The following is a 26,186-nucleotide window of genomic DNA, read 5'->3' as shown; positions in this document are numbered from 1 at the left end:
GGTTACCACTTGCACCCTGAATCCTTTTTCTCCATCAACAAATAAATCGGCGCCAGCAGCCCGCCTGGAATACCGTCCTTGCAATCGGGCCGCTTGGCTTCGCGGATGCCGCGCGCCAGCCTCGATTCGGTCTGCAGCGCCGGCTCAGGGAATTGCGCCAGCGCCGTGCCTTCTTTCGACGGGTCGCGCAGGTGGGCATTCGCGCGCGCCACGTCGCGCGCGGCGTTCATGTCGAACTTCGGCGCCGGTTCAGGGCTTTCTTCCTGTTGCACGACGAATGGATCGGGGGCGGCGCTTGCGCTTTCCGGGACTGCGATCACGGCTTGCGGTGGCGCCGGGCGGGTCGTGCGCGGCGCGGTCGGGGCGCTCGGGGCGGGCGGCGTGGGACGAACGATTTCCGGCTTGGGCGGCGGCGGCGCTGGAGGGGCAATCATCACGGAGAGCACCGTCGGCTCGGCCGGCCCGATCTCCATGGTCTTGAACGTCGTGTTCCGGTACGCCAGCAGGAATAATGCGTGCACCGCGATCGATACCGCGACGCCGATGACGATGCGCCGCCTGCCTCGTTGCAGGCTGGCCGGGTCGCCAAACGTTAGAGCCATATGCATGACATACATACCTCAACTTAACTTTAGAAAACTACTAGCTCGCTATTTTGCAACGGAAACTTGACGAGGTCACGCGAAACCGATACTATCTCGCTTCTTCGGAGTGTAGCGCAGCCCGGTAGCGCACCTGGTTTGGGACCAGGGGGTCCAAGGTTCGAATCCTTGTACTCCGACCAGCATTAAGAAAAAAGCCGACAACGTGAGTTGTCGGCTTTTTTCGTTGTGGGGTGTTGTCCACCCCGGCGATTCATCCGGCGCGCTTGGCCGCGATCGCATTCCCGGCGCGGCTGATGCTCTTGCGGCCCAGTTGCTGCGAGATGAACAGGCCGGCATCGACCACCTGGTCGAGATCGACGCCGGTCTCGATGCCCAGGCCCTGCATCAGGTACAGCACGTCCTCGGTCGCCACGTTGCCGGTCGCGCCCTTGGCATACGGGCAGCCTCCCAGGCCGGCCACCGAGGAGTGGAAGATCGCCACGCCGACCTCCATCGCCGCATAGATGTTGGCCAGCGCCTGGCCGTAGGTGTCGTGGAAGTGGCCGGCCAGTTGCGCGATCGGGAATTCCCGCGCCGCGCGCAGCATCACGGCCTGCGTCTTCTTCGCGGTCGAGACGCCGATGGTGTCGGCGATGTCGATTTCGTCGCAACCCAGGTCGCGCATGCGCGCCACCACGTCGCCCACCGTATCCAGCGGCACCTCGCCCTGGTAGGGGCAGCCGAAGGCCGTGCTGATCGAGCCGCGCAGGCGCAGGCCCTGTTCTTTCGCCGCGCGCGCCACCGGCTCGAAGCGGGCGATCGACTGGGCGATCGAGCAGTTGATATTCTTTTGCGAGAAGGCCTCCGAGGCCGCGCCGAACACGACCACCTCGTCGGCCCCGCCGGCCAGCGCGGCCTCGAAGCCCTGCATATTCGGCACCAGCGCCGAATAGATGGTGCCGGGACGGCGCTCGATGCGCGCCAGTACTTCGGCGCTGGTCGCCATCTGCGGCACCCATTTCGGCGAGACGAAGGCGGCCGCTTCCACGTTGACGAAGCCGGCGCGCGCCAGGCGCTCGACGAGATCGACTTTGACGTCGGCGCTCAGCGCTTCTTTCTCGTTCTGCAGGCCGTCGCGCGGGCCGACTTCGACGATTTTTACTTTCGCAGGTAGGGCGCTCTGGTGGGTCATATCAATATCCAAGTTGGCGGTCGACCAGGTCGTCGACCCGTTGGCCGTCTTCCAGAGCTTTGACCTTGTCGGCGATCTGGCGCACGGCGTCGAGGCGCATGGTGAGCGCCGAGATGTGCGGGGTGAGGGCGATGCGCGGTTCGTTCCAGAACGGATGCGGAGCCGGCAGCGGCTCGTGGCGGAACACGTCGAGCGTGGCGCCGGCGATGTGCCCCGAGCGGATCAGGGTCATCAGGTCGGGCTCGGCCAGGATGGCGCCGCGCGAGACGTTGATCAGGTAGGCGCCGGGCGCCAGCTTGCCCAGCCGGTGGCGGTCGAGCAGATTGGTCGTGTCCGCGGTCAGCGGCAGCAGGCAGACCAGCACCCGCGTGCCATGCAAGAAGTCGTCGAGCTGCTCCATGCCGGCATAGGTCGGCACGCCGGGGATGTCCTTGGGGCTGCGGCTCCAGCCGCGCACCGGGAAGCCGAAATGGCGCATCGCCTCGACCACCGGCATGCCGAGCCGGCCCAGGCCCATGACGCCGATCGTGAATGTCTCTTTCGGATACTGGGGCAGCGGGTTCCAGGCGCCGTGGCGCGCCTGCTGTTCGTATTCGTCGAAGCGCCTGAAGTAGCGCAGCACGGCGTGCGCCACGTACTCGGCCATCTGCACGCCCATGCCGGCGTCGCCCAGGCGCACCAGCGGCACGCGCGGCAGCGCATCGCCGAACTTGAGCACGGCGTCGACGCCGGCGCCCATCAGGAAGATCGCCTTGACCTCGTCCAGCTGCGCCAGCAGGCCGGGCGCCGGGTTCCACAATACCGCGTAATCGCAGGGGGCCAGCAACTGGCCCTCTTTCCAGCTGACCGTTTCGACGCCTGGCATCACGGCCGAGAACTCGCGTTCCCACGGCTCGATGACGCCATCGCCCCGGTACAGGACAATGCGCATGTCTCCCCCTCGTTTTTTGTCAGGGTGGTTCTTGTAGGTGTCTGTCTATGCTGCCTTGAAAGCCAGCAGCGGTGCGCCATCGGCGACCTGGTCGCCGACCTCGTACAGCACTTCTTCCACCAGGCCGTCGCTCGGCGCGGAAATCGTGTGTTCCATCTTCATCGCTTCCATGATCACCAGCGGCTCGCCCTTTTTCACGTCCTTGCCGGACTGGGCCAGCACCGCGACCACCTTGCCCGGCATGGGCGCCGTCAGGCGACCGCCCGCCGCTTCAATCTCGCCGGCATGTGCCATCGGGTCATTGTACGTCAGGGTGTGATGGCGGCCACCGGTAAACACGTGGAATACGTCGCCGTCGCGGCGCACACAACCGTGCAGGGCGGTCTCGCCCAGGCGCAGGGCCAGCTCGGTACCGTTCTGCGATACTAATTCGATGCGCTGGCGCTGCTTATCAAGGTCAATTTCCCACCCACTATTGCGGTAAGTCAGACCGATGCGATAGTCGCCGAACTCATCGTTGAAGGACAGGGTGCGGCGGTAGTCGCCATTCATGCGCCAGCCGCGTGCCTGGCTCCATGGGTCGGCGTCGTTGGCGGCGCCGTGCACGGTTTCGTGGTTGGTAAGGGCGAGCGCGGCCAGGGCCAGTGCACCGAGCGGGGCCGGGGCCGCGGGCGGGAAAAGTGAGGATTGATTGCGTTCGATCAAACCCGTATCGAGGTCGGCGCTAGCGAACGCCTCGCCTTCGACCAGGCGTTTCAGGAAAGCGATATTGGTAGCGAGGCCGACGATGCGGAACTCGCTCAGCGCCTGCGACATGCGCGCCAGCGCCTGCGTGCGGTCGGCGCCCCAGACGATCAGCTTGGCGATCATCGGATCGTAGAACGGCGAGATCGCGTCGCCCTCGCGCACGCCGGAATCCACGCGCACTGCTGCCGGGTTCACACTGTCTGCGCCGAGCTCGAACGCCACCGCCTGCGGCACGTCCATGTGGCGCAAGGTGCCGATCGACGGCAGGAAGCCCTTCTCGGGATTTTCGGCATACACGCGCGCCTCGATCGCATGGCCATGGATGGCCAGCTCATGCTGCTTCTTCGGCAGCGGCTCGCCAAAGGCGACGCGCAGCTGCCATTCGACCAGGTCGGTGCCGGTGATCATTTCGGTCACCGGATGCTCGACCTGCAGGCGGGTGTTCATCTCCATGAAGTAGAACGAACCGTCCTGGTTGGCGATGAATTCCACCGTGCCGGCGCCGACGTAGCCGACGGCGCGCGCGGCATTCACCGCGGCCTCGCCCATGGCGGCGCGGCGGTCCGCCGGCATGCCCGGGGCCGGTGCTTCTTCCAGCACCTTCTGGTGGCGGCGCTGCACCGAGCAGTCGCGCTCGTGCAGGTAGACGCAACCGCCCAGGCTGTCGGCGAAGACCTGGATCTCGATGTGGCGCGGGCGGATCAGGTATTTCTCGACCAGCACCTTGTCGTCGCCGAAGCTCGAAATCGCCTCGCGCTTGCACGAGGCCAGCGCGGCCTCGAAATCCTCCGAACGCTCGACCACGCGCATGCCCTTGCCGCCGCCGCCGGCGCTGGCCTTGAGCAGCACCGGGTAACCGATGCGGTCGGCCTGCTGGCGCAAGAACGATGGATCCTGTTCGTCGCCGTGGTAGCCCGGCACCAGCGGCACGTTGGCGCTCTCCATCAGCTGCTTGGCGGCCGACTTCGAACCCATCGCGCGCATCGAGGAGGCCGGCGGGCCGATGAACACCAGGCCGGCGGCCTGCACCGCATCCGCGAACTCGGCGTTCTCGGACAGGAAGCCATAACCCGGATGGATCGCCTGGGCGCCGGTGGCCTTGGCCACCTCGATGATCTTGCTGCCACGCAGATAGCTGTCCTTGGCGGCCGCGGGGCCGATCAGGACTGCCTCATCGCACACCGCGACGTGCTTGGCGCCGGCGTCGGCCTCGGAATACACGGCGACGGTACGAATACCCATGCGGCGCGCGGTGGCGGCTACACGGCAGGCGATTTCGCCACGGTTGGCGATGAGGATCTTGGTGAACATGCGCTTTATCTTTCGCTTATGGTTGTTCGGGGATTGGTGCGGCTGTGTCTCCCCAGCCGCTGTGCATCGTTACCGCTTGATCTCTCGTCGTTCCCGCGCAGGCGGGAACCCAAGTCAGTTGCGTCGCCACGCGTATCAAACGTAGCCGCTGCGCTGGCAACTTGGGTTCCCGCCTCCGCGGGAACGACGGCACTACTTAGCAGCCGCAAGCTTCCTTCTGCACCGATTCCAGCGTGGCGGCGCGCGTCTTGAGGCCCAGCTTCTCGAGCAGCACGCGGTCGTCGTCGGCTTCCGGGTTGTCGGTGGTGAGCAGCTTGTCGCCGTAGAAGATCGAGTTGGCGCCGGCCATGAAGCACATCGCCTGCACCGCTTCGCCCAGCTCGCGGCGGCCCGCCGACAGGCGCACGCGCGCTTGCGGCATGGTGATGCGCGCGACCGCGATGGTGCGCACGAATTCGATCGGGTCCAGCTTCTCCATGCCGTGCAGCGGCGTGCCCGCCACCTGCACCAGGTGGTTGACCGGCACCGATTCCGGATACGGATTCAGGTTGGCCAGCTGGGCGATCAGGCCGGCGCGCTGCTCGCGCGTCTCGCCCATGCCGACGATGCCGCCGCAGCAGACCTTCAGGCCCGCTTCGCGCACGCGGCCCAGCGTGTCCAGGCGGTCCTGGTATTCGCGGGTCGAAATGACGTTGTTGTAGAAGTCAGGCGCGGTATCGATATTGTGGTTGTAGTAGTCCAGGCCCGCTTTTTTCAGCTGCTCGGCCTGGCCGGCCTCCAGCATGCCCAGCGTGGCGCAGGTCTCCATGCCCAGCGCCTTCACTTCGCGCACCATGGTCTCGACCTTTTCCATGTCGCGCTCTTTCGGGCTGCGCCAGGCGGCACCCATGCAGAAGCGGGTCGCGCCGCTGGCTTTTGCCGCGCGCGCCGCATCCAGCACGGTGTCGATGTCGAGGATCTTCTTGGCTTCGACGCCGGTGTCGTAGCGCGCCGCCTGCGGGCAGTAGCCGCAGTCTTCCTCGCAACCGCCGGTCTTGATCGACAGCAGGGTCGCCAGCTCGACGTCGCCGTCCGGGAAGTATTCGCGATGCAGGGTCGAGGCGCGGTGCATCAGCTCGGGGAACGGCAGCTCGAACAGCGCCAGCACGTCGGCCAGCGGCCAGGTGGCGTTCTCCGCAGGCTTGATGGCGGCCGTCGGGCGGTGCAGGGCGATGGTATTCATATCGGACATAGTGGTTCCTTCAGGACTTGCCTCGCGTGGACGGCCATCCCGGCAGTCCAGCGAGATCGATGAATTCGGCCGCCGCGGCGGCCGTCGGTGTTTGCAGGCGTGGCACGCGGCCCAGCAGCGGCGCCGGGATGCGCTGTGCCAGCGCCTCGATGTTCTCTTGCTCGAAACTCATATCGGGGTCGGCCGTGTTGGCGACCCAGCCGGCCAGCACCAGGCCGCGCGCCACGATCGCTTCGACCGTGAGCAGGGCGTGGCTGATGCAGCCCAGGCGCATGCCGACCACCAGGATCACCGGCAGGTTCAGTTGTGCGGCCAGGTCGGCGCTGTCGAAGTTGTCGTTGAACGGCACCCGGAAGCCGCCCACGCCCTCGACCACGACCGCGTCGGACGCGGCCTGGATCTCGGCGAAGGCGGCGATGATCGGCGCCGATTCGATGGTGACGTTCTCCAGCGCAGCGGCGATGTGCGGCGCCGCCGGTTCGCGCAGCATATACGGTGTGGTGATCGACGAAGGCAGGTGCACGTTACCCGCTTTGAACAGCATGTCGGCGTCGTCGTTATGCAGCTCGCCATCGCGCAGTTCGGCGCCGGCCGCCACCGGCTTCATGCCGCAGGCGCGCACGCCGCTGGCAACCAGCTTGTGCAGGATGGCGCTCGAGACCAGGGTCTTGCCGATCTCGGTGTCGGTGCCGGTGACGAAGCAGGTGAAGCGCATCGGCGCGCCGTCATTGGTGCGTGCCTCGAGCTCCGGCTCCAGCGTCGGTTCGTCGAGCTCGACCTCCGGCAGCACCGGCGGCGGTGCGGCGATCGGGTCGTCCGTCTCGTTCAGGTTTTTCATGAGGCTTTTTCCAGTCTGTTGAGCGCCTGCGCCAGCTGCGCGACGTCGTCGATGCCGTGGGCGGCCGACAGGGTCACGCGCAGGCGCGCCGTGCCCGGCGCCACGGTCGGCGGGCGGATCGCCGGCACCCACAGGCCCTGTTCATGCAGGGCGGCGGAGGCGCGCAGCGCGTCGTCGTTGCTGCCGATGATGACGGGCTGGATCGCGGTGTGCGACTCGACCAGTTTCCAACGTTGGAAATCCAGCGATTCGCGCAATTGCTTGACCAGCCCCGCCAAGTGGGCGCGTCGCTGCGCACCCTCGGCGCCGCCAATGATATCAAGGCTGGCGAGCAGGGCGTGCGCAAGAGCCGGCGGACAGGCCGTGGTGTAGATGTAGGGACGGGCGCGCTGCACCAGCAATTCGATCACGCTGGCGTGGGCCGCGACGAAGGCGCCGCCGACGCCGGCCGCCTTGCCGAGCGTTCCCATATACACGAGGTTGGGCGAGCGCAGTCCGAAATGTTCGAGCGCGCCGCGGCCGTTCGCCCCCAGCACCCCGAAGCCGTGGGCATCGTCGACCACCAGCCAGGCGCCGTGGCGCTCGCAGGCGGCCAGCAAGCCAGGCAGCGGGGCCAGGTTGCCGTCCATGCTAAAGACGCTGTCGGTGACGACGATTTTTGTACGGGCAGTGCTGGCCTCGAGCTGCGCGGCGAGTGCCTCGACGTCGCCATGCGGATAGACCGTGACGCTGGCCTTCGCCAGGCGGGCACCGTCGATCAGCGAGGCGTGGTTCAGCTCCTCGGAAAAGATCATGGCGTCGGCATCCAGGCCCAGCGCGGTCAGGATCGCCAGGTTGGCCATATAGCCGGTGCACAGCGTGAGCGCGCGCGCCTGTTCCAGATGAGGCGCCATCCATTCGGCCAGGCGCTCTTCCAGCACGTGATGCGCGCGGCCGTGGCCCGACACCAGGTGCGAGGCGCCGCTGCCGGCGCCATGCAGCGCCGCGCCTTCTTGCAGGGCCGCGATCACATGTGGATGCGAAGCCAGGCCGAGGTAATCGTTGCTGCAGAACGCCAGCAGTTCGCGACCGTCGACGATCTGGCGCGGCGCGCAGGCGCCGTCGGTCACGCGGCGCTTGCGCACCAGGCTGTGGGCGGCGAGCGCGTCGAGCTTGCGGTCGATGTCGGCGATCAGGTTCATGGCCGGATCACCGACTCGAAGGTCTTGAGCGTGCGCGCGGCCAGGCCGGCGACGTCTTCGTCGTCCAGCACGTAGGGCGGCATCAGGTAGACGGTGCGGCCGATCGGGCGCAGCAGCAGTTCGTTCTCGACCGCGGTCGAGAAGAAGCGGCGCGAGAAGGTCGAGGCGCGATCCTTGTCCGGTTCGATGGCGTCGAACGCGAAGATCATGCCGCGCTGGCGGAAATGGCGCGCGCGTTCATGTTCAGCCAGCGGCGCCAGCGCGATGGTCATCTTGGTCGCCAGCTCGCGATTGCGGTTCAATACATCGTCTTCCTCGAAGATGTCGAGCGTGGCCAGCGCGGCGCGGCAGGCCAGCGGATTGCCGGTGTACGAGTGCGAGTGCAGGAAGCCGCGCGTGATGTCTTCGCTGTAGAAGGCCTGGTAGATGTCGTCGCGGGTGAGCACCAGCGACAGCGGCAGGTAGCCGCCGCTGATGCCTTTCGACAGGCACATGAAGTCGGGCCAGATCGACGCCTGTTCGCAGGCGAAGAAGGTGCCGGTGCGGCCGCAGCCGACCGCGATCTCGTCGGCGATCAGGTGCACATGGTGCTGGTCGCACAGGTCGCGCAGCAATTTGAGGTAGAGCGGGTCGTACATCGCCATGCCGGTCGCGCACTGCACCAGCGGTTCGACGATGATGGCCGCGATCTTGTCGCCGCGCTGCTCGAATAGTTCCTTCACTTCCAGGATCGCGCGGCGCGCCACGTCCTGGGCGGTTTCGCCTTCCGCCGCGTTGCGCGCATCCGGTGCGCTCACCACGTGCGAGGCGCGCAGCAGCGGGCCGTAGGCGTCCTTGAACAGCGGGACGTCGGTAACGCCCAGCGCGCCCAGGGTCTCGCCGTGGTAGCTGCCCTGCAGGCAGACGAATTCCTGCTTGGTCGACTTGCCGGCGTTGCGCCAGGCGTGGAAGCTCATCTTCATCGCGATCTCGACCGCGGAAGCGCCGTCCGAGGCAAAGGTGGCGTGGCCCAGCGCATGGCCGGTTAGCTTCGACAGGCGTTCGGCCAGCTCGACCACCGGCGCATGCGTGAAACCGGCCAGCATTGCGTGTTCGAGCTTGTCCAGCTGGTCTTTCAGCGCGGCGTTGATGCGTGGGTTCGCATGGCCGAACATATTGACCCACCACGAGCTGATGCCGTCCATATAGCGCTTGCCATCATAGTCGTATAGCCACGGACCCTTGCCATGGCTGACCGCGATCAGCGGCACCTCCTCGTGGTGCTGCATTTGCGTGCAGGGATGCCATACGCTGCGCAGGCTGCGCGCGATCCACTCGGAGGAGGTCGATTGAGTCACTTCAGGTTTCCAATTTCTATGTTTGTAGCCATGTGGGCTTGCGTTTTTCAAGGAAGGAAGCCACGCCTTCCCGCCCTTCCAGTGAGGCGCGGATGGCGGCGATGCGGCCGGCGGTGTCCGCCAGCAGCGCATCGTCGACTGGTTTGCCGACGATGTCGCGCACCAGCGTCTTGGCTTCCTTCACGGCGTTCGGGCTGTTGTTGACCAGGGCACGGGCGATGCCGGCGACGGTCGCGTCCAGCGCATCGGCGGCCACCACTTCATGCGCGAAACCGATGCGGCGCGCTTCAAGCGCATCGAAACGCTCGGCGGTCAGGAAGTAGCGGCGCGCGGCCTGTTCGCCCATGGCCTTGATCACATAAGGCGAGATGGTAGCCGGAATCAGGCCGAGCTTCACTTCGGACAGGCAAAAACCGGCGGTGTCGACGGCGACGACGATGTCGCAGGCCGCCACCAGGCCCATGCCGCCGGCGTAGCAGTCGCCCTGCACCTTGGCCACCGTCGGCTTCGGACACAGGTAGATGGTGCGCAGCATATCGGCCAGGCGCAGCGCGTCTTCCTGGTTTTCTTCATGCGAGTAGGCGGCCATCTTCTTCATCCAGTTCAGGTCCGCGCCGGCGCAAAAGGATGGGCCGTTCGCGGCCAGGACGATGGCGCGCACCGTATCGCTCCTGCCCAGTTCATCGAAGGCCAGCGCCAGTTCGGCGATCGCGTGCTCGTTGAAGGCGTTGCGCAGCTCGGGGCGGTTCAGGGTGACGGTGGCGACCTTGTCGGCGATCGCGATGGTGAGGGTTTGATAGTCCATATTCATCTTTCCCTTACATGCGGAACACGCCGAACTTCGTGTCCTCGATCGGCTTGTTCATTGCCGCCGACAGACCCAGGCCCAGTACCATGCGGGTGTCGCGCGGATCGATCACGCCGTCGTCCCACAGGCGCGCGCTGGCGTAATACGGGTGGCCCTGGTGCTCGTACTGGTCCTTGATCGGCTGCTTGAACGCGGCTTCTTCTTCAGGCGACCACTGGCCGCCCTTGCCTTCGATGCCGTCGCGCTTGACGGTGGCCAGCACCGACGCCGCTTGATCGCCGCCCATCACCGAGATGCGCGCGTTCGGCCACATCCACAGGAAGCGCGGCGAGAACGCGCGGCCGCACATGCCGTAGTTGCCGGCGCCGAAGGAGCCGCCGATGATGACGGTGAACTTCGGCACCGAGGCGGTGGCGACGGCGGTGACCATCTTGGCGCCGTTGCGGGCGATGCCCTCGTTTTCGTACTTGCGGCCGACCATGAAGCCGGTGATGTTTTGCAGGAAGACGAGCGGGATCTTGCGCTGGCAGCACAGCTCGATGAAGTGGGCCCCTTTCAGGGCGGACTCGGAGAACAGGATGCCGTTGTTGGCGATGATGCCGACCTTCATGCCGTAGATATGGGCGAAGCCGCACACCAGCGTGGTGCCATAACGGGCCTTGAATTCGTCGAACTCGCTGTTATCCACCACACGCGCGATCACTTCGCGCACGTCGAACGGTTTGCGGGTGTCGATCGGGATCACGCCATACAGTTCTTCGGGCGCATATTTTGGCTCGACGCTGTCACGCAGCGCGCCCTGCACCGGCTTGACCCGGTTCAGGTTCGAGACGATGGTGCGCGCCAGCGCCAGCGCGTGCGGATCGTTCTGGGCCAGGTGGTCGGCCACGCCCGACAGGCGGGTGTGGACGTCGCCGCCGCCCAGGTCTTCGGCGCTGACCACTTCGCCGGTCGCGGCTTTTACCAACGGCGGGCCGCCGAGGAAGATCGTGCCCTGTTCCTTGACGATGATCGACTCGTCGCTCATCGCCGGGACGTAGGCGCCGCCCGCGGTGCACGAGCCCATCACCACGGCGATCTGCGGAATGCCCTTGGCCGACAGGTTCGCCTGGTTGTAGAAGATACGGCCGAAGTGGTCGCGGTCGGGAAAGACGTCGTCCTGGTTCGGCAGGTTGGCGCCGCCCGAGTCGACCAGGTAGATGCAGGGCAGGTTGTTCTGCTCGGCGATCTCCTGCGCGCGCAGGTGTTTTTTCACCGTCATCGGGTAATAGGTGCCGCCCTTGACGGTGGCATCGTTGCAGACGATCACGCATTCCTGGCCCGATACGCGGCCGATGCCGGTAATGATGCCGGCGCTGGGGGCGGCGCCGTCATACATTTCGTAGGCGGCCAGCTGGGAGAATTCGAGAAAGGGCGTGCCCGGATCGAGCAGGTGTTCGACGCGCTCGCGCGGCAGCAGCTTGCCCCGCGCAAGGTGCTTGGCGCAGGCGGCTTCACCACCGCCCTGGGCCAGTTGCGCAACGCGCGCGCGCAAGTCGTCCACCACCGCCTGCATCGCTGCGGCATTGGTCTTGAAGTCCTCGCCGCGCGGGTTCAGTTTGCTCTCGATCTGGGGCATGTGCCGTCCTCTTGTTTCGTCCGCCTCTCCCGGCGGTCACTTCTTGTCAGGGAAACTGCCGTCCAGGTAGAACCAGCGAAGCGCGCCATCCGGGCCGGGCTCGCGCACGAAGCGGCTGACTTCGTGCAGGCGATGCGCACGGCCGCCGACCTTGAAGCGGGCGACGAATTCGACGGTATCACGGTTCGGGTCTTGCTCTGGATCGTCCGGCAATTCTGCTTTACGTTGACGTAAACGTAAAGCAGTTTTTATCTCGAGTCCGAGCCAGCGCATGGGCTCGGACTCGTCGATGATCGCTTCCTGCGGGCGGGTGCTTGGATGCCAGGTGGCAACCAGATAGGGCTCGTCCTTCAGCGTAAACGCGGTATACCGCGAACGCATCAGGGTTTCTGCGGTCGGCGGCAGGGCCGCGCCAGCCAGGTAAGGGCCGCAGCATTGCTCGAACGCGGGGCCGCCGCAGGGGCAGGGAGAGGTGGGACGGGTGGACATGGCGGCAATTATCCGCGATTTCGCGACTGTGGGTCATGCAGGTTGCATGGCTCCGGCGCCAAGGATAATTGCTGGAACGTATAGACAGGCGAAGTGTCTATTTCATCGTAAAAGCGAACCGCAGCTTAAAAATTGAGCAGTTGGGTATGGACTTGTACTGGAGCTTATATGTTTGATAATCGAATGCGGCCAGTTCACCCTGGAGAGGTTCTGCGTGAAGAATATTTGGTGCCACTGAAAATGTCAGGTGATGCATTAGCCGTCGCGTTGCTCGTCAGTCCCGCACAAGTGAATAGGATCAGGCGCGAAAAATCGGGCATCAGTCCAATCATGGCGCTGCGCCTTTCACATTACTTCGGAACGACTCCAGAGTTCTGGATGAACTTGCAGACGATGTACGAGCTTCAAACAGCCAAGTCCCTGTCTGGAGAATCGATCACCAAGATGATCCAGCCACGTTGTAGCTCTTGAGGCATGAACGAAATTTATTGGCGCAGCGTCAACCCATCCAACCCAAACGGCGGCGCCTTCCCCTGCACCAGGTCAGCCAGCCCCGCAGCCGTCCCGCAGGCAAAGGTAAACCCCAACGGCCCGTGCCCGACGTTCAGCCACAGATTGTCGTAGCGCGTGGCCCCAATGATCGGCGCGCTGCTCGGCGTCGCCGGCCGCAATCCCGCCCACACCGACACCTGCGAATAATCCGCCGCGCGCGGCATGGTTTCGCGCACCTGGCGCGTCAGGCCGTCGACCCGCTTCGGATCGTGGCGCAGGTCTTCGCCCACCATGTCGACCATGGCCGCTACCCGTAGCCGGTCGCCGATGCGCGCATACAGCACCTTGCGCTCGAAGTCGGTGACGCTGATCTCGGGCGCCACGTCGTCCTGGCGGATCGGGGCGGAGAGGCTGTAGCCCTTGAGCGGATACAGCGGCAGGTGGATGCCGATCGATTCGGCCAGGTCGCGGCTCTGGATCCCGGCCGCCAGCACGTAGGCGTCCGCCGTGAGCAGCCCGCCGTCCGTCTCGACGCCACGGATGCGTGCACGCTCGGCGTACAGCCCGGTCGCCTCGCCATGGACGAAGCCGCGAAAGCGCGGATGTTCGCGCAGGCGCTCGGCCAGGGCCAGGCAGAAGGCGTGGCAGTCGGCCACCGCCTCGCCGGCGTTGTAGATGCCGCCGGCCAGCAGGTGCTGGCTGGCTGCCAGCGCCGGTTCGCGCGCGCCGCATTCCTCGGGCGTCCAGACCTGGCCGGCGCCGGGTTTCGACGCGGCCGCCGCGAACACCTCGCGCGAGCGGTAGACCACCAGCTTGCCGGCGTCGCGCCAGTGGAAGGATTCGGGCGGCACCGCCAGCTCGAGCTGCTGCATCGCCCTGCGCGAGCATTCTCCCAGCTCGAGCAGCTTGGCCGTGGTGCGGCGGTTGACGTCGGCGCGGCAGTGGGCCAGGAAGCTGGCCAGCCAGCGGTACTGGCGCAGGTCGGCTTCCGGCTTGAAGCGCAGCGGACCGTCGGCCTGGAACAGCCATTTGACGGCCTTAAGCGGTATGCCCTCGTCGGCCAGCGGCGAGACGTAGCGGTAGCTGAGCTGGCCGCCATTGCCGTAGCTGGCGCCGCTGCCCACTTCCGGCGCGCGCTCGAGCAGGGTGACGCCATAGCCGGCTTCCACCAGCCACCAGGCCGATGCCAGGCCGACAACGCCGCCGCCGATCACGATGATGTGCTGCATGCCAGACTCGTTTGTTCAAATAGGGGAAAGGAGCTTAGAGGCTGTACGGACAGGCCGCCAATGAATCGTGGGGGCGAAGTCATAACCGGCATATATGTACGCATTTGCAGGGCCGTTCAGGCAGATTGGCCGAGGATGGCGCGCCGGTAGACGCTCGCCAGCACGCGCTCCTCGTAGCGCGCCAGCGTGGAGTCGCGGCCCGGATCGGTCGCCGGATCGCGCGCGCTGCCGCCGGCCAGCACCACGATGCCGTTGCCACTGGCGCGGTCCATGGCGAAGATCGAGCGCAGGCCATAGGCGTCGCCCAGGTGGCCCACCGCGTCCAAGCCGGGCGTCAGCCACATCCCGGGTCCGTCCGGATAATGAGCATTGCCCAGGCCGCGCGGGCTGAGGATGCTGCCCAGCGGGTTGCCGTTGCCGCCGACGCCATCGTAGGCCCAGTGGCGCGCGAACATCCGCTCGATCGTCGCCGCCTGCAGCAGGCGCTTGCCATCATGGACGCCGCCCGCCATCAGCATGCGCATGATCACGCCCAGATCGCGCGCCGAGATGCGCAGGCCGCCGGTCGGGCTGAACGGCGTGGCGTTCGTGCCCGGCGCGTAGCCGGCCAGGCCGGGCGGTGGCTGGATGCCGGGGGCGTCCACCTGTGCGACCCAGGGCCCGTCGGGCTGCCAGGTGTCGCTGTCCACCGCGCGCTTGCGGTAGATGGTCGCCAGCCGGTCCTGCGCCGCCTGCGGCAGTTCGGACGGGTTGTAGCCGGCCTGCAGGCCGAGCGGTTGGAACAGCAGGCGCGTCATCAGGCGGTCGAAGCGTTCGCCTGTCACGCGTTCCATGACCGTGCCGATCAGGCCGAAGCCCAGGTTGCAATAGGTGTAATAGGCGCCATCAGGCCCGGCGTGGCCCGACCAGGCGGGCTGTACGTCCTTGAGCGCCGTCGTGGCCGGCCAGAAGTAGCCGCCGTCGTCGCGCAGCGAGGAGGTATGCAGCAGCAGGTGGCGCAGCGTGATCGCCTGGCTGGCGAAATGCGGATTGCGCAAACTGAAACCGAGGTAGCCGGAGACGTCGGCATCGAGATCGATCTTGCCGTCTTCCAGCAGGCGCATCAGGCCGAGCGTGGTGACCAGTTTCGAGATCGAGGCGATGCGGTACAAGGTGTCGGGCGTGGCCGGACGGTCGGGCAGGGAGCCGTTGCCGATGGTGCGGCGCCCGAACGCGCCTTCGTACACCGGCCGGCCCGCGCGTACGGCCGCCACCGACAGGCTGGCGAGAGGAAATGCAGGGTCGTCGACGATGGCGGCCAGCTCGGCGTCGAGCGAAGACGCCACGCCGCCGGCGCCCACGGGCATCGCCGCGAACAGCGGTTCCATCGCGCCCAGCATGACCATGCCGAGCAGGGATCGCCTGCCGTGATTCATTTCATTCCCTTTTATCGTGTTTGCCGGATCAGCATACGGAAAGCCCGAAACGCTTGCCTAATGAATAGCAGTAGGCAAGTCATAACTCTTTTGTATTGGTCTCAAGTGGTATGCTTCCACGGTATGAACACCCCCGGTCCCGGATTCCAGGTCAACCTGGACGACAACTCTCCCCTCTACATGCAGCTGGCGCGCAAGCTGGCGCAGGACGTGCGCGACGGCCGCTACCAGGCCGACCAGGCGCTGCCCTCCGAACGCATGCTGTCCGAGCAGCTCGACGTCTCGCGCGTCACCGCGCGCAAGGCGATCGACCAGCTGGTCGAGCAGGGCCTCGTGGTGCGCCGCCGCGGCTCGGGCAACTATATCGCCCCGCGCATCGAGCAGCCGCTGTCGAACCTGTCGAGTTTTTCGGAACAGCTGCAGCAGCGCGGCTATACCCCGCGCTCCGAGTGGCTGCGCCGCGAAGTGGTCCTGGCCGACGCCGACGAGCAGCTCTCGCTGGGCCTCTCGCCCGGCGCGCGGGTGGCGCGCCTGGAACGCCTGCGCCTGGCCGACGACGTGGTGATGGCCTATGAAATCAGCGTGATCCCGGCCACGGTGCTGCCGCGTCCCGAGGGTGTGGCCGCGTCGCTCTACGCCCACCTGGGCAAGAGCGGCCACATGCCGGTGCGCGCGCTGCAGCACATCCGCGCCATGAACGCCGACGCCGAGCTGGCGGCGCGCCTGGACGTGCCGGAAGGCCGCGCGGTGCTGTTCATCACCCGCATCGGCTACCTGGAATCGGGCGAGCCGGTCGAGCTGACCCATTCCTATTGCCGCAGCGATCACTATGACTTCGTGGCCGAACTAAGACGCCCTACGCCGGGCGCTCCCGCATAACCTCGCGGCATGGCGGCGGACGTTCCTTTCATGGGATGGCTTGCCGAATTGGTATTACACTGGTTTCATCGAAAATCCATTCCGAGACACGGCGATGCTCAATACCGAAACCCCTTCCCAGGCGCACGCCGCCCTCGACCAGTACCCGACCACAGAGCTGGTGAACGTCTTCGTCGACGACCAGTTGCAGGCCGTCGAGGCGGTGCGCAAGGCCGCCCCGCGTATCGCCGCCGCCGTCACCGCCGCTCTGCCGCGCATGGAGGCGGGCGGGCGCCTGATCTATGTCGGCGCCGGCACCTCGGGCCGCCTGGGGGTGCTCGACAGCGTCGAACTGTATCCGACCTTCTCCTGGCCGCATGGACGCGCGGTGGCGCTGCTGGCCGGCGGCAGCGACGCCATGTTCGTCGCGGTCGAAGGGGCGGAAGACGATTTCGCGCAGGGCGCTGCCGACCTGCAGGGCGTGAACGTGGGTCCGGACGACGTGGTGCTGGCGATCGCCGCATCGGGCGGCACGCCGTATGTGCTGGGCGCCATCCAGGCCGCGCGCGCGGTCGGCGCGCTGACGGTAGGCTTCGCCAACAACCCGGACGCGCCGGTCACGCAGGAAGCCGAGATCGGCGTCACGCTCGATACCGGCCCCGAAGTCGTCTCGGGCAGCACGCGCCTGAAGGCGGGCACCTCGCAAAAGATCGCGCTGAACACCTTTTCCAGCGCACTGATGGTGCGTTTGAACAAGGTCTATGGCAACCTGATGGTAGACTTGAAGGCTACCAATGCCAAACTGGTACGGCGCGCGATCCGCCTCACCAGCTTCGCCACCGGCGCCGACGAGGAAGCCGCGCGGGCGGTGCTGGAGCAATGCGGATTCCACGTCAAGACCGCCATCGTGGCCTTGTCCAAACAAACCAGTGTCGAGCAGGCGCAAGCGCTGCTGGAAGCGGCGCGCGGCAGCGTGCGCCAGGCGCTCGCGTAAGCGCGTTTCCGCAGCCTTGGCCTAGAGGCACAAGAAAGAGACATGCAGAAACCGCAAGCGAACCGCCCGTGGCTGTGGGTGCCATCCCTGTACTTCGCCCAGGCCATCCCCTATGTCGTGGTGATGAACCTGACCGTCATCATGTACAAGGACATGGGGATCTCGAATTCCGACATCGCCTTCTATACCAGCCTGCTGTACCTGCCATGGGTGATCAAGCCGCTGTGGTCGCCCATCGTCGACATGTTCGGCACCAAGCGCCGCTGGACCGTGCTGTTGCAGATCGCGGTCGGCGCCTCGCTGATCGCGGTCGGCACCGTATTGCACACACCCGCCTTCTTCGCCGTTAGCCTGGCCGTCATGTGGGTCATGGCGTTCAGCTCCGCCACCCATGACATCTCGGCCGACGGCTTCTATATGCTGGGCCTGCGCCAGCAGCAGCAAGCCGCCTTCGTCGGCGTGCGCAGCACCTTCTATCGCCTCGCGACCCTGGTCGGACAAGGCCCGCTGGTGGTGCTGGCCGGCTACCTGGCGGTCAGCCTGGGCGACGTCAAGCAAGCCTGGGCGATCGTGTTCTACGTGCTGGCCGGGATCTTCTTCGCCGCGTTTGCCTGGCACCAGTTCGTACTGCCCGTGCCAGAGGACGACCGTCCCGCCCCGACCACCAATAATCCGCTGCGCGACTTCTTCGGCACCTTCGCCGCTTTCTTCAAGAAGCGCGACATCTGGATGATCGTCGCCTTCATCCTCACCTTCCGCCTGGGCGAGGCCCAGTTGCTGAAACTCGTGGCGCCGTTCCTGAAGGACCCGGTCAGCGAGGGCGGCCTGGGGCTCACCACCGCCGAATACGGCATCGCCTACGGCACCGTCGGCATCATCGCGCTCACCCTGGGCGGCCTGGCCGGCGGCTGGCTGATCTCGCGCCTGGGGCTCAAGCGCTGCCTGTGGCTGATGGTGTTCGCGATCCACCTGCCGGACCTGGTCTTCGTCTACCTGTCGCAGACCCAGCCGACCGACCTGATGACGGTGTCCGCCTTCCTGGCGCTCGAACAGTTCGGCTACGGCTTCGGCTTCACGGCCATGATGATGTACATGATCATGGTGGCCGACGGTCCGAATAAAACCGCGCACTATGCGATCTGCACCGGCCTGATGGCGCTGGGGATGATGGTGCCGGGCATGTGGAGCGGCGACCTGCAGGAATACCTGGGCTACAAGCACTTCTTCATCTGGACCTGCCTGGCGACGATCCCCGCATTCATCGTGGCGGCGCTGGTCAAGATCGATCCCGAATTCGGGAAAAAATAACGGGCCATGATCGACGCACCGGTGCGCCTGACATCGCTCGACGCCTTCCGCGGCTTCACCATCGCCGCGATGGTGCTCGTGAATAATCCAGGCGACTGGGGCCACCTGCATGCGCAGCTCGCGCATGCGGCCTGGCACGGCTGGACGTTCACCGACACGATCTTCCCTTTCTTCTTGTTCATCGGCGGCGTCGCGATGGCGCTGTCGCTGGGCCGCCTGGCCGCTGCCGGCGCGGACAAGCCGCAGCTGCTCGTCAAGCTCGCCAAGCGTGCCGCGCTGATCTTCCTGATCGGCTTCCTGCTCAACCTGATCCCGCGCTTCGATTTCGATAGCGTGCGCATTCCCGGCGTGCTGCAGCGCATTGCCCTGTGCACCGTGCTGGCGGCGCCGCTGGTGGTCTACCTGGGCTGGCGTGGCCAGGCGCTCGCCATCTCCCTGCTGCTGGCGCTGTACAGCGTGCTGATGCTCTTCGTTCCGGTTCCCGGCATCGGTGCCGGCGTACTGGAACCGGGCCAGGACTTCGGCGCCTGGATCGACCGCGCGCTGATGGATGGCCACTTGTGGGCGCAAGCGAAGACCTGGGACCCGGAAGGACTGGTGTCCACGCTCCCGGCCGTGTGCAGCCTGCTGTTCGGCGTGCTGGCCGGCCGGCTGCTGCTCTCGACACTTTCGCGGGTCGAACAGGTGGTGTGGCTGATGCTGGCGGGCCTGGCCTGCCTGGCGCTGGGCTCCACGCTCGATGCGGTCCTCATGCCGATCAATAAAAGCCTGTGGACGCCGTCGTTCTGCCTGTTGATGAGCGGTTGGGCGCTGCTGGCTTTCGGCGCCAGCTACTGGCTGCTGGACGCGGCGCCGTCGAACGTCGTGCGTGAGTGCGCCGCGCGCTGGAGCACGCCCTTCGTCATCTACGGCATGAACGCGCTATTCATCTTCGCGCTCTCCGGTCTCATCGCCAAGATGCTCGGCTTTATCAAATTCACCCAGCCGGACGGCAGCCAGCTCGCGCTCGGCCGACTGCTGTACGCGCCGTTTGCCGCGCTGCCGCTGGACCCACGCAACACCTCATTACTGTACGCCATCGCTTTCAACGCCTGCATGTTTGCCATTGCCTGGTGCATGTGGCGCAAGCGCTGGTTCGTCAAAGTCTGAACAGAAAAGGAGCCACTTTGCTTCCCAAAATGAACAAACGCGCTTTCACGCTCGGCCTGGCCAGCGCCTTCGCCCTCGGCGGCCTGCTGGCCGGCTGCGGCACCAAGCCGCTCACCCGCGGTGTACCGGTGGCCGAAACCAGCGGCGGCGACGATCCGCCGGCCGCGCCGCGCGAACTGCGCGCCGCCTGGGTCTCGACCGTCGCCAATATCGACTGGCCCAGCAAGCCTGGCCTGTCGTCCGCTAAACAGCAGCAAGAAGCCATCGCCATCCTCGACCGCGCCAAGTCGCTGAACCTGAACGCGATCGTGCTGCAGGTGCGTCCTTCGGCCGATGCGATCTATCCATCGAAGCTCGAGCCATGGACCGAGTACCTGAGCGGCGCGCAAGGCAAGGCGCCAATGCCGGCCTACGATCCCCTCAAATTCTGGATCGACCAGGCGCATGCGCGCGGTCTCGAGCTGCACGCGTGGTTCAACCCCTATCGCGCGCGCATGGACGCGGCGCGCTCGCAGTCGGCGCCGAACCACATCACCAACACCAATCCGGACATCGTCAAACGCTACGGCAAGTTCATGTGGATGGACCCGGGCGAGCCGGCGGCCGTCAAGCAGACCATGGATGTGATCCTCGACGTCGTGCGCCGCTACGACATCGACGGCGTGCACATCGACGACTACTTCTATCCCTACCCGATCGAGGCCACGCCGGCCGTGGCCGGCAATGCCGCCGCGCTGGACGGCCGCGCGGCCAAGGCCGAACTGGACTTCCCCGACGATCCGGCCTGGCAGCGCTACCTGAAGAGCGGCGGCACCCTGGCGCGCGCCGACTGGCGCCGAGACAACGTCAACCGCCTGATCGAGGCCATGTACAAGGGCATCCATGCCGAAAAGAGCTGGGTGCGCTTCGGCATCAGTCCCTTCGGCCTGGGCCGGCCCGATCGCCGCCCACCCGGCATCGTCGGCTTCTCGCAGTACGACAAGCTGTATGCCGACGCCGAACTGTGGCTGCAAGAGGGCTGGCTCGACTACTTCGTGCCGCAGCTGTACTGGCCGATCAAGCCGCCGGGCCAGGCCTATGACGTGTTGCTCGACTACTGGATCGGCCAGAACCCGCTGGGCCGCCATATCTGGCCGGGCCTGTTCACCAGCCGCATCGGCGCGCCGACCCGCGACTACGAGCCGGACGAAGTGCTGCAGCAGGTCAGCGTGACCCGTTCGCGCCCGCTGGCCACCGGCCATATCCACTTCAGCATGGTGGCACTGATGCAGAACCGCAAAGGCGTCAGCGAACAGCTGCGCGCGAGCCGCTACACCGGCCAGGCGCTGGTGCCGGCCACGCCGTGGCTGGGCAGCACGCCCCCCGGCACGCCCGTGGTGAAGGCCGCGCGCAGCGCCCGCTCGGTCGACCTGAGCCTGACGGCGGGCAAGGGCAATGCCCTGTATGCGATCTGGGCCCGCCACGGCAATGAATGGCGCTTCGCCGTGGCGCCGGCGGCGCGCGCGACGTGGACGGTGTCCGACGACGAGCGCCTCGGCCCGGCCGAGATCGTGGTGGTGAGCGCAGTCGACCGCCTCGGCAACGAGGGCGAGCGCGTGCGTGTGTGGTCGAAACCATAATGCGGGTAGCATCACGGTATGCCGACTGATCAAGACAATCCGCGCGTAGCAGGCGCCGGCCTGGGCATCGACGCCGGCGGCACCCAGACCCGCTGGGCGCTGGCCGCGCCCGGCGGCACGATCCTGGCCGAGGGCACGGTCGCCGGCCTCTCGGCCCTGCAGATGGCCACGCCCCACGGCCGCGACGCCGTGCGCGCCACCTTCGAACGGTTGGCGGAGGCGGTGCTGCAGCATGCGCATCCGGTGCGGGTGCAGGCCGGCCTGACCGGCTTCGGCGGCGATGGCGAATTGCTGCAGGGCTGGCTGGCTGACCTGCTGGGCGTGGCGCCTGGCGCGGTCCTGCTCTGCAACGATATCGAGATCGCCTACCGCGCCAGTTTCGCGCCGGGCGAAGGTTACCTGGTCTATGCCGGCACCGGTTCGATCGGGGCCTTCATCGACGAGCACGATGTGTTTCACCGCGCCGGTGGCCGCGGCGTGGTGCTGGACGATGGCGGCGGCGGCTTCTGGATCGCGCGCGAAGCGCTGCGCCATATCTGGCGCAATGAAGACGAACGTCCCGGCTGCTGGCAGGAGTCGCCGATGGCGCATGCCGTGTTCGAACACATCGGCGGATCGGACTGGGCCCAGTCGCGCCAGTTCATCTATCAAAGCGAACGCGGGACGGTCGGCAAGCTGGCGCTGGCCGTCGCCGCCAGCGCGGAACACGATCCGGCGGCGCGCGCCATCCTGGTCGCGGCGGGCCATGAGCTGGCGCGCCTGGCATCGGCCCTGATCGCGCGCTTCGGTGCGCGCCCAGTGGCCCTGGCCGGGCGCGCCGCCGAACTGCATCCGCTGATTGCCGACACCATGCGCGCGGCGCTGCCCCCGACTACCGCCTTCACCCGCACCGGATCGCGCGCCCACCATGCCGCCGCGCGCCTGGCGCTGGCTTGAACGACAAGAAACCACCAAGGAGAACAATATGAAATCGATCGCCGCCTTGCTTGCCCTGACCGTACTGGCGGGCTGCTCCACCGTCCCGAGCTACGACACTACCTATAACGCCAAGGGCCAGTCGAGCCGGGCGCGCTTCCTGGTGCTGCATTACACGGTCGCCAACACGCCGAGCTCGATCAAGATCCTGACCGAGAAAGAAGTCAGCTCGCATTACCTGCTGACCGACGAGGCGACGCCCAAGATCTATCGCCTGGTCGACGAGAACCGCGCCGCCTGGCATGCCGGTAACTCGAGCTGGAAGAACTTCACCCAGCTGAACAACAGCTCGATCGGCATCGAGATCGTCAACGCCGGCTGGAAGGACACGCCGACCGGCCGCGTCTATGCGCCGTTCCCGCAATCGCAGGTGGACGCCCTGATCCCGCTGGTGAAGGACATCGTCCAGCGCCACGGCATCGCGCCCGAGAACGTGCTGGGCCACAGCGACATCGCGCCGCTGAGGAAGCAGGATCCGGGGCCGCAGTTCCCGTGGCAGCGCCTGGCGCAAGAGGGCCTGGTGCTGTGGCCGGACGCCGCCCGCGTGGCGGCCGTGCGCCCGGCCTTCGACGCCCTGCTGCCCGACGTCGGCTGGTACCAGCGCAAGCTGGCCATGCACGGTTTCGGTGTCAATCAAAGCGGCGTCTACGACGAAGCGACCCGCACCACGCTGGCGGCGTTCCAGATGAAATATCGTCCGCTCGATATCGCTGGCAATCCGGACGCCGAGACGGCGGCGCTGCTCGAAGTGCTGACCACGCCGGCCGGCACCCCGCCGCCGCCGATGCCGGTGATCCCGGCGCAGCCGCAGCCATGGCAGGCCGTGCCCGGCCAGCCGCTTCCAACGCCAACGCCGGCGCCAGCGCCAGTACCGCCATCGGCGCCGGCTCCGACCTTTGATCCGCTGCCGGGTGCGCTCGAGAACGTGCCGCCGACCGCACCGGTGCCTGCGCCTGTGCCCGCCACGCCGCCAGTGAACACGCCGTGACCATCGCCGTACAGCAATTTTCGCTGTATCCTTCGCCAATCCACCCTGTGCGTATGCTGGGTGGATTTTCTACTGAAGGGTGAAGCAATGCGTCTGCGTCATATCGAGGTGTTCCACGCCATCATGCAAGTCGGCACCATCAGCGGCGCCGCCCAGGTGCTGCATATTTCCCAGCCGGCGGTGACCAAGGTGCTGCAGCATGCCGAGCTGCAGCTAGGCATGCCGCTGTTCGAGCGCGTGCGCGGCAAGCTGTATCCGAAGCCGGAAGCGCACCGCCTGTTCGCCGAAACCGAGAAACTGAACCGCGACCTGCAGGGCATCCGCCGCCTGGCCGCCAGCCTCAAGGGCCGCGCGGTCGAGACCGTGCGCCTGGTGTCGACGCCGACCATCGCGGTCAGCGTGCTGCCGGTCGGGATGACGGCCTGGCGCCGCGACTTCCCCGACACCCGTTGTGAACTCGCCACACATCACACGAGCGAGATCGTGAACGCGCTGCGCCTGGGCGAAGCCGACCTGGCCCTGTCGCTGCAGGATCCGCGCCATCCCGGCATCGTGGCCGAACCGATCGCCCACGGCCTGTTGACGGTGGTGGCGCCCGCCGGCACCTGGACCGAGGAAGAATGCAAGAAGCCGATCTCGGCCGAAGACCTGAGCGGCGAACTGATCGGCCTGGCCGACCGCGATCCGCTAGGCGAGATGGTCGTCGCCGCCTGCGAGGCGCAAGATGTGCAGCCGGTGTTCCGCACCGTGGTGCAGACTTACCAGATCGCGCGCTCGCTGGTGGAGGCCGGCGCCGGCACGGCGATTCTCGACCCGTTCACCGCCGCCTCGGCGGCGCCCAACAAGGTGCAGTGCCGCCAGTGGTCGCCGTCGATCCCGGTGCACCTGTACCTGCTCACCGCCAGCCATTCGCCCCTGTCGCATGGCGCGCGCGAGCTGGCCAACTGTATCGGCGCGACCGCACGCGCCTGTCTTGAAAACAAGTAAATGAACCTTACCCTCGCCAGCGAGGACATCGCCAGCAGCCCGGAATTCCGCCACCTGGACAGCATCGCCGGCATTGACGTCGACCTGCGCTACGCCACCGCCAACAACTTCGTCGGGCGCGATTTGTATTCGCCGTACGACTGCGCCTGGCTGCACGTCGAGGCGGCGGCCGCGCTGGAACGCGCGGTGGCCTGGCTGGCAGTGCACGCGCCGGACCTGCGGCCGCTGGTGCTGGACGCCCTGCGTCCGCAGCGCGTGCAGCAGCAGTTGTGGGACGCGCTCGAGGGCACCGACCTGCGCCTGTACCTGGCCAACCCGGTGCGCGGCTCGATCCACTCCTATGGCATGGCGCTCGACATCACGCTGCTCGATGCCGATGGCCGCGAGCTGGACATGGGCACCGGCTTCGACGACATGACGGAGCTGTCGCATCCGGTGCTGGAAGAAGGCTTTCTATTGGCCGGCCAGCTCACGGAGCATCAGCTGGCCAACCGCCGCCTGCTGCGCACCGTGATGCTGCAGGCCGGCTTCCTGGGCATCAATACCGAGTGGTGGCATTTCGATTGCGGCGACCGCGAACTGGTGCGCGCCACCTTCCGCAGGGTGCTGTAAGGCTTACGCCGCCAGCTCGACCGACTCGACCCGGTTGCGGCCGTTGCGCTTGGCCGCATACAGCTGCTTGTCGGCTGCCACGATCAGGTCGGGCAGGGTGACGCGCAAGTCCTTGCTCGAAAAATCGAAGGCGGCCACGCCGAAGCTGGCGCTGGTCGGCACCGGTTCGCCGTCGACCGTGAAGGTGCTGGCGGCGAAGGCGTCGCGCAGGCGGTCAGCCAGGGCGCTCGCCCCGGCCAGCCCGCTCACGGGCAGGATCAGCAGGAATTCCTCGCCGCCGTAACGCACCACCGCATCGACGCCCTGGCGCGTCATCCCCTGCAGCAGGGTGGCGAAGTTCTGGATCACGTGGTCGCCCTGATGGTGGCCGAAGGTGTCGTTGATGTGCTTGAAGTGATCGATATCGCACAGCACCACCGAGACCGCATGGCCGAAGCGCCGCGCTCGCGCCAGCTCGGCGCCCAGCAGGTGGTCGTTCAGGTAATGGCGGTTGTAGCAGCCGGTGAGCTGGTCGCGCTCGGCCAGGCGCTTGAGTTGCGTCTGCAGGCGGAATTCCTCGCGCGCCACCCGGTTGAAGCGGCGCGCCGCCAGGATGCCGAAGGTATTGATCATCGCCAGCAGCATGCCCATGGTGAGCAGGTCGGCCACGGGCCGTGGCGGCAGCAGGTAGTGCACCAGCGCCAGGAAAACGATCACGCCGCCGCTCACGATCGCGGTGGCGTAGGCCAGCCGGTTCGGGATGTACAGGTAGATCACGACCTGGATCACCACCATCGACAGCGCATGCCAGTGCACCTCGTTCGAACGCGCCAGCGCCACCACCATGAAGCAGCCCAGCGACAGGATTTCGGCGCTCGACGCGGCCAGCCGCGTGCCTGCTACCGACAGCGGACGGCGATAGGCGAGCCAGGCGCCGGTGCCGCCGATGAGCGCCACGCCCAGCCGCGCAGGGAGGGTTTCACGCAGCGCGGCGTCCAGTCCCAGCGCCGCGATATCGGTCAGGAAGAACAGCTGGAAGAAGATGACGCAGAACAGCAGCGTGAAGCCAAGCAGGGAGCGCGTGCGGGGGAGCTGGCTCGTCAGGAATTCGGTCTCGTCCGCGGCGCGCGCGAACTCTCCGGTCAGGGGATGGAATTTCATGGATGATCAGCACGGCCAAACTTGACGGTCGGCAACGCGTCCTGCGGAGGCGGAAACCGGTGGCGCGAGACACGCACCAGCCCGCTATTGTGTCAGCTTTTGCTATCGAAAACTAACGAATTATAGTAATTCGACACTAAGCTTGCATCGATA

The 26,186-nt window shown here is 66.5% G+C and carries 24 protein-coding genes and 1 tRNA gene; 11 read left to right on the top strand and 14 right to left on the bottom strand.

Going from position 1 to position 26,186, the window contains the following annotated elements; translation table 11 throughout:
• Positions 1 to 2 precede the first annotated feature (2 nt).
• Entirely contained in the window at positions 3 to 608 is a 606-nt protein-coding gene (locus FVD38_RS04015; protein WP_147933622.1) for a hypothetical protein, read from the bottom strand.
• 99 nt (positions 609 to 707) lie between these two features.
• Between FVD38_RS04015 and FVD38_RS04010 the strand changes: the two genes are divergently transcribed.
• Positions 708 to 784: transfer RNA gene (locus FVD38_RS04010), tRNA-Pro, on the top strand.
• Between the two features lie 71 nt (positions 785 to 855).
• Here the strand turns inward: FVD38_RS04010 and FVD38_RS04005 are convergent.
• The 10 genes from FVD38_RS04005 to FVD38_RS03960 form a co-directional block, all read right to left on the bottom strand.
• Positions 856 to 1,776 carry a hydroxymethylglutaryl-CoA lyase gene (locus tag FVD38_RS04005; protein ID WP_147933621.1) on the bottom strand — a complete coding sequence of 307 codons (921 nt, stop codon included), beginning with the start codon at positions 1,774 to 1,776 and terminating at the stop codon, positions 856 to 858.
• A gap of 1 nt (position 1,777) precedes the next feature.
• The gene (locus tag FVD38_RS04000; RefSeq protein ID WP_147933620.1) at positions 1,778 to 2,707 is read right to left on the bottom strand and encodes a 2-hydroxyacid dehydrogenase; all 930 of its coding nucleotides are present in this window, start codon (positions 2,705 to 2,707) and stop codon (positions 1,778 to 1,780) included.
• Between the two features lie 45 nt (positions 2,708 to 2,752).
• The gene (locus tag FVD38_RS03995; RefSeq protein ID WP_147933619.1) at positions 2,753 to 4,765 is read right to left on the bottom strand and encodes an acetyl/propionyl/methylcrotonyl-CoA carboxylase subunit alpha; all 2,013 of its coding nucleotides are present in this window, start codon (positions 4,763 to 4,765) and stop codon (positions 2,753 to 2,755) included.
• Between the two features lie 196 nt (positions 4,766 to 4,961).
• Positions 4,962 to 5,987: a biotin synthase BioB gene (bioB, locus tag FVD38_RS03990; protein WP_123069305.1), complete on the bottom strand. Its 1,026-nt coding sequence runs from the start codon at positions 5,985 to 5,987 to the stop codon at positions 4,962 to 4,964.
• 19 nt (positions 5,988 to 6,006) lie between these two features.
• Positions 6,007 to 6,834, bottom strand: a complete 828-nt coding sequence (gene bioD, locus FVD38_RS03985) for a dethiobiotin synthase (protein WP_147933618.1) — start codon at positions 6,832 to 6,834, stop codon at positions 6,007 to 6,009.
• On the bottom strand, positions 6,831 to 8,015 hold the full coding sequence (gene bioF, locus FVD38_RS03980; RefSeq protein WP_147933617.1) for an 8-amino-7-oxononanoate synthase: 1,185 nt from the start codon (positions 8,013 to 8,015) through the stop codon (positions 6,831 to 6,833). Before bioF ends, bioD begins: the two co-directional genes overlap by 4 nt.
• Positions 8,012 to 9,352 (bottom strand): adenosylmethionine--8-amino-7-oxononanoate transaminase, encoded by a 1,341-nt coding sequence (gene bioA, locus FVD38_RS03975; protein WP_147933616.1) that lies wholly within the window; start codon positions 9,350 to 9,352, stop codon positions 8,012 to 8,014. Before bioA ends, bioF begins: the two co-directional genes overlap by 4 nt.
• 16 nt (positions 9,353 to 9,368) lie before the next feature.
• On the bottom strand, positions 9,369 to 10,157 hold the full coding sequence (locus FVD38_RS03970) for an enoyl-CoA hydratase/isomerase family protein (RefSeq protein ID WP_147933615.1): 789 nt from the start codon (positions 10,155 to 10,157) through the stop codon (positions 9,369 to 9,371).
• A gap of 13 nt (positions 10,158 to 10,170) precedes the next feature.
• Entirely contained in the window at positions 10,171 to 11,778 is a 1,608-nt protein-coding gene (locus tag FVD38_RS03965; RefSeq protein ID WP_147933614.1) for a carboxyl transferase domain-containing protein, read from the bottom strand.
• A 36-nt stretch (positions 11,779 to 11,814) separates the two neighbouring features.
• Complete coding sequence (locus FVD38_RS03960; protein ID WP_123069297.1) at positions 11,815 to 12,267, bottom strand: YchJ family protein; 453 nt, start codon at positions 12,265 to 12,267, stop codon at positions 11,815 to 11,817.
• 168 nt (positions 12,268 to 12,435) lie between these two features.
• Here FVD38_RS03960 and FVD38_RS03955 point away from each other — a divergent pair, with 168 nt between their 5' ends.
• Positions 12,436 to 12,738, top strand: a complete 303-nt coding sequence (locus FVD38_RS03955) for a HigA family addiction module antitoxin (protein WP_147933613.1) — start codon at positions 12,436 to 12,438, stop codon at positions 12,736 to 12,738.
• A 14-nt stretch (positions 12,739 to 12,752) separates the two neighbouring features.
• On the opposite strand, the gene FVD38_RS03950 is transcribed toward FVD38_RS03955, so the two are convergent.
• Positions 12,753 to 13,988 carry a D-amino acid dehydrogenase gene (locus tag FVD38_RS03950; protein WP_147933612.1) on the bottom strand — a complete coding sequence of 412 codons (1,236 nt, stop codon included), beginning with the start codon at positions 13,986 to 13,988 and terminating at the stop codon, positions 12,753 to 12,755.
• A 116-nt stretch (positions 13,989 to 14,104) separates the two neighbouring features.
• Positions 14,105 to 15,403, bottom strand: coding sequence for a serine hydrolase domain-containing protein (locus tag FVD38_RS03945; RefSeq protein ID WP_147933611.1), 1,299 nt, complete (start codon positions 15,401 to 15,403; stop codon positions 14,105 to 14,107).
• Positions 15,404 to 15,526: 123 nt separating this feature from the next.
• Between FVD38_RS03945 and FVD38_RS03940 the strand changes: the two genes are divergently transcribed.
• From FVD38_RS03940 to FVD38_RS03900, 9 genes are all read left to right on the top strand, one after another.
• Entirely contained in the window at positions 15,527 to 16,282 is a 756-nt protein-coding gene (locus tag FVD38_RS03940; protein WP_147933610.1) for a GntR family transcriptional regulator, read from the top strand.
• A gap of 94 nt (positions 16,283 to 16,376) precedes the next feature.
• Positions 16,377 to 17,255, top strand: a complete 879-nt coding sequence (gene murQ / locus FVD38_RS03935; RefSeq protein WP_123069293.1) for an N-acetylmuramic acid 6-phosphate etherase — start codon at positions 16,377 to 16,379, stop codon at positions 17,253 to 17,255.
• 42 nt (positions 17,256 to 17,297) lie between these two features.
• On the top strand, positions 17,298 to 18,563 hold the full coding sequence (locus tag FVD38_RS03930) for an MFS transporter (RefSeq protein WP_147933609.1): 1,266 nt from the start codon (positions 17,298 to 17,300) through the stop codon (positions 18,561 to 18,563).
• Between the two features lie 6 nt (positions 18,564 to 18,569).
• A complete protein-coding gene (locus FVD38_RS03925; protein WP_147933608.1) occupies positions 18,570 to 19,712 on the top strand; it encodes an acyltransferase family protein in 1,143 nt (380 codons plus the stop codon).
• 29 nt (positions 19,713 to 19,741) lie between these two features.
• A complete protein-coding gene (locus FVD38_RS03920) occupies positions 19,742 to 21,331 on the top strand; it encodes a glycoside hydrolase family 10-like protein (RefSeq protein ID WP_229493389.1) in 1,590 nt (529 codons plus the stop codon).
• An 18-nt stretch (positions 21,332 to 21,349) separates the two neighbouring features.
• Positions 21,350 to 22,267 carry an N-acetylglucosamine kinase gene (locus tag FVD38_RS03915; RefSeq protein WP_147933606.1) on the top strand — a complete coding sequence of 306 codons (918 nt, stop codon included), beginning with the start codon at positions 21,350 to 21,352 and terminating at the stop codon, positions 22,265 to 22,267.
• A 28-nt stretch (positions 22,268 to 22,295) separates the two neighbouring features.
• Entirely contained in the window at positions 22,296 to 23,294 is a 999-nt protein-coding gene (locus FVD38_RS03910) for an N-acetylmuramoyl-L-alanine amidase (protein ID WP_147933605.1), read from the top strand.
• 87 nt (positions 23,295 to 23,381) lie between these two features.
• The gene (locus tag FVD38_RS03905) at positions 23,382 to 24,281 is read left to right on the top strand and encodes a LysR family transcriptional regulator (protein ID WP_123069287.1); all 900 of its coding nucleotides are present in this window, start codon (positions 23,382 to 23,384) and stop codon (positions 24,279 to 24,281) included.
• Positions 24,282 to 24,893, top strand: coding sequence for a M15 family metallopeptidase (locus FVD38_RS03900; protein WP_147933604.1), 612 nt, complete (start codon positions 24,282 to 24,284; stop codon positions 24,891 to 24,893).
• 3 nt (positions 24,894 to 24,896) lie between these two features.
• On the opposite strand, the gene FVD38_RS03895 is transcribed toward FVD38_RS03900, so the two are convergent.
• Complete coding sequence (locus FVD38_RS03895) at positions 24,897 to 26,033, bottom strand: GGDEF domain-containing protein (RefSeq protein ID WP_147933603.1); 1,137 nt, start codon at positions 26,031 to 26,033, stop codon at positions 24,897 to 24,899.
• Positions 26,034 to 26,186 lie beyond the last annotated feature (153 nt).

This window comes from Massilia arenae (assembly GCF_008014745.1).
In the GTDB taxonomy this organism is placed as follows: Bacteria; Pseudomonadota; Gammaproteobacteria; order Burkholderiales; family Burkholderiaceae_D; genus Telluria; species Telluria arenae.
Note: the sequence above shows the minus strand (reverse complement) of the source record. Positions and strands in the feature narration are given on the sequence as shown.

Bases quoted from the DNA above. Each gene is read 5' to 3' on its own strand.
- FVD38_RS03910 (WP_147933605.1), top strand. From the start codon at position 22,296: ATGAAATCGATCGCCGCCTTGCTTGCCCTGACCGTACTGGCGGGCTGC.
- FVD38_RS03970 (WP_147933615.1), bottom strand. From the start codon at position 10,157: ATGGACTATCAAACCCTCACCATCGCGATCGCCGACAAGGTCGCCACC.
- FVD38_RS03925 (WP_147933608.1), top strand. From the start codon at position 18,570: ATGATCGACGCACCGGTGCGCCTGACATCGCTCGACGCCTTCCGCGGC.
- FVD38_RS03930 (WP_147933609.1), top strand. From the start codon at position 17,298: ATGCAGAAACCGCAAGCGAACCGCCCGTGGCTGTGGGTGCCATCCCTG.
- FVD38_RS03920 (WP_229493389.1), top strand. From the start codon at position 19,742: ATGAACAAACGCGCTTTCACGCTCGGCCTGGCCAGCGCCTTCGCCCTC.
- FVD38_RS03915 (WP_147933606.1), top strand. From the start codon at position 21,350: ATGCCGACTGATCAAGACAATCCGCGCGTAGCAGGCGCCGGCCTGGGC.
- FVD38_RS03965 (WP_147933614.1), bottom strand. From the start codon at position 11,778: ATGCCCCAGATCGAGAGCAAACTGAACCCGCGCGGCGAGGACTTCAAG.
- FVD38_RS04005 (WP_147933621.1), bottom strand. From the start codon at position 1,776: ATGACCCACCAGAGCGCCCTACCTGCGAAAGTAAAAATCGTCGAAGTC.
- FVD38_RS03895 (WP_147933603.1), bottom strand. From the start codon at position 26,033: ATGAAATTCCATCCCCTGACCGGAGAGTTCGCGCGCGCCGCGGACGAG.
- FVD38_RS03905 (WP_123069287.1), top strand. From the start codon at position 23,382: ATGCGTCTGCGTCATATCGAGGTGTTCCACGCCATCATGCAAGTCGGC.
- FVD38_RS03960 (WP_123069297.1), bottom strand. From the start codon at position 12,267: ATGTCCACCCGTCCCACCTCTCCCTGCCCCTGCGGCGGCCCCGCGTTC.
- FVD38_RS03940 (WP_147933610.1), top strand. From the start codon at position 15,527: ATGAACACCCCCGGTCCCGGATTCCAGGTCAACCTGGACGACAACTCT.
- FVD38_RS04000 (WP_147933620.1), bottom strand. From the start codon at position 2,707: ATGCGCATTGTCCTGTACCGGGGCGATGGCGTCATCGAGCCGTGGGAA.
- FVD38_RS03900 (WP_147933604.1), top strand. From the start codon at position 24,282: ATGAACCTTACCCTCGCCAGCGAGGACATCGCCAGCAGCCCGGAATTC.
- FVD38_RS03955 (WP_147933613.1), top strand. From the start codon at position 12,436: ATGTTTGATAATCGAATGCGGCCAGTTCACCCTGGAGAGGTTCTGCGT.
- FVD38_RS03945 (WP_147933611.1), bottom strand. From the start codon at position 15,403: ATGAATCACGGCAGGCGATCCCTGCTCGGCATGGTCATGCTGGGCGCG.
- bioB (WP_123069305.1), bottom strand. From the start codon at position 5,987: ATGAATACCATCGCCCTGCACCGCCCGACGGCCGCCATCAAGCCTGCG.
- bioF (WP_147933617.1), bottom strand. From the start codon at position 8,015: ATGAACCTGATCGCCGACATCGACCGCAAGCTCGACGCGCTCGCCGCC.
- bioD (WP_147933618.1), bottom strand. From the start codon at position 6,834: ATGAAAAACCTGAACGAGACGGACGACCCGATCGCCGCACCGCCGCCG.
- FVD38_RS04015 (WP_147933622.1), bottom strand. From the start codon at position 608: ATGCATATGGCTCTAACGTTTGGCGACCCGGCCAGCCTGCAACGAGGC.
- FVD38_RS03995 (WP_147933619.1), bottom strand. From the start codon at position 4,765: ATGTTCACCAAGATCCTCATCGCCAACCGTGGCGAAATCGCCTGCCGT.
- FVD38_RS03950 (WP_147933612.1), bottom strand. From the start codon at position 13,988: ATGCAGCACATCATCGTGATCGGCGGCGGCGTTGTCGGCCTGGCATCG.
- murQ (WP_123069293.1), top strand. From the start codon at position 16,377: ATGCTCAATACCGAAACCCCTTCCCAGGCGCACGCCGCCCTCGACCAG.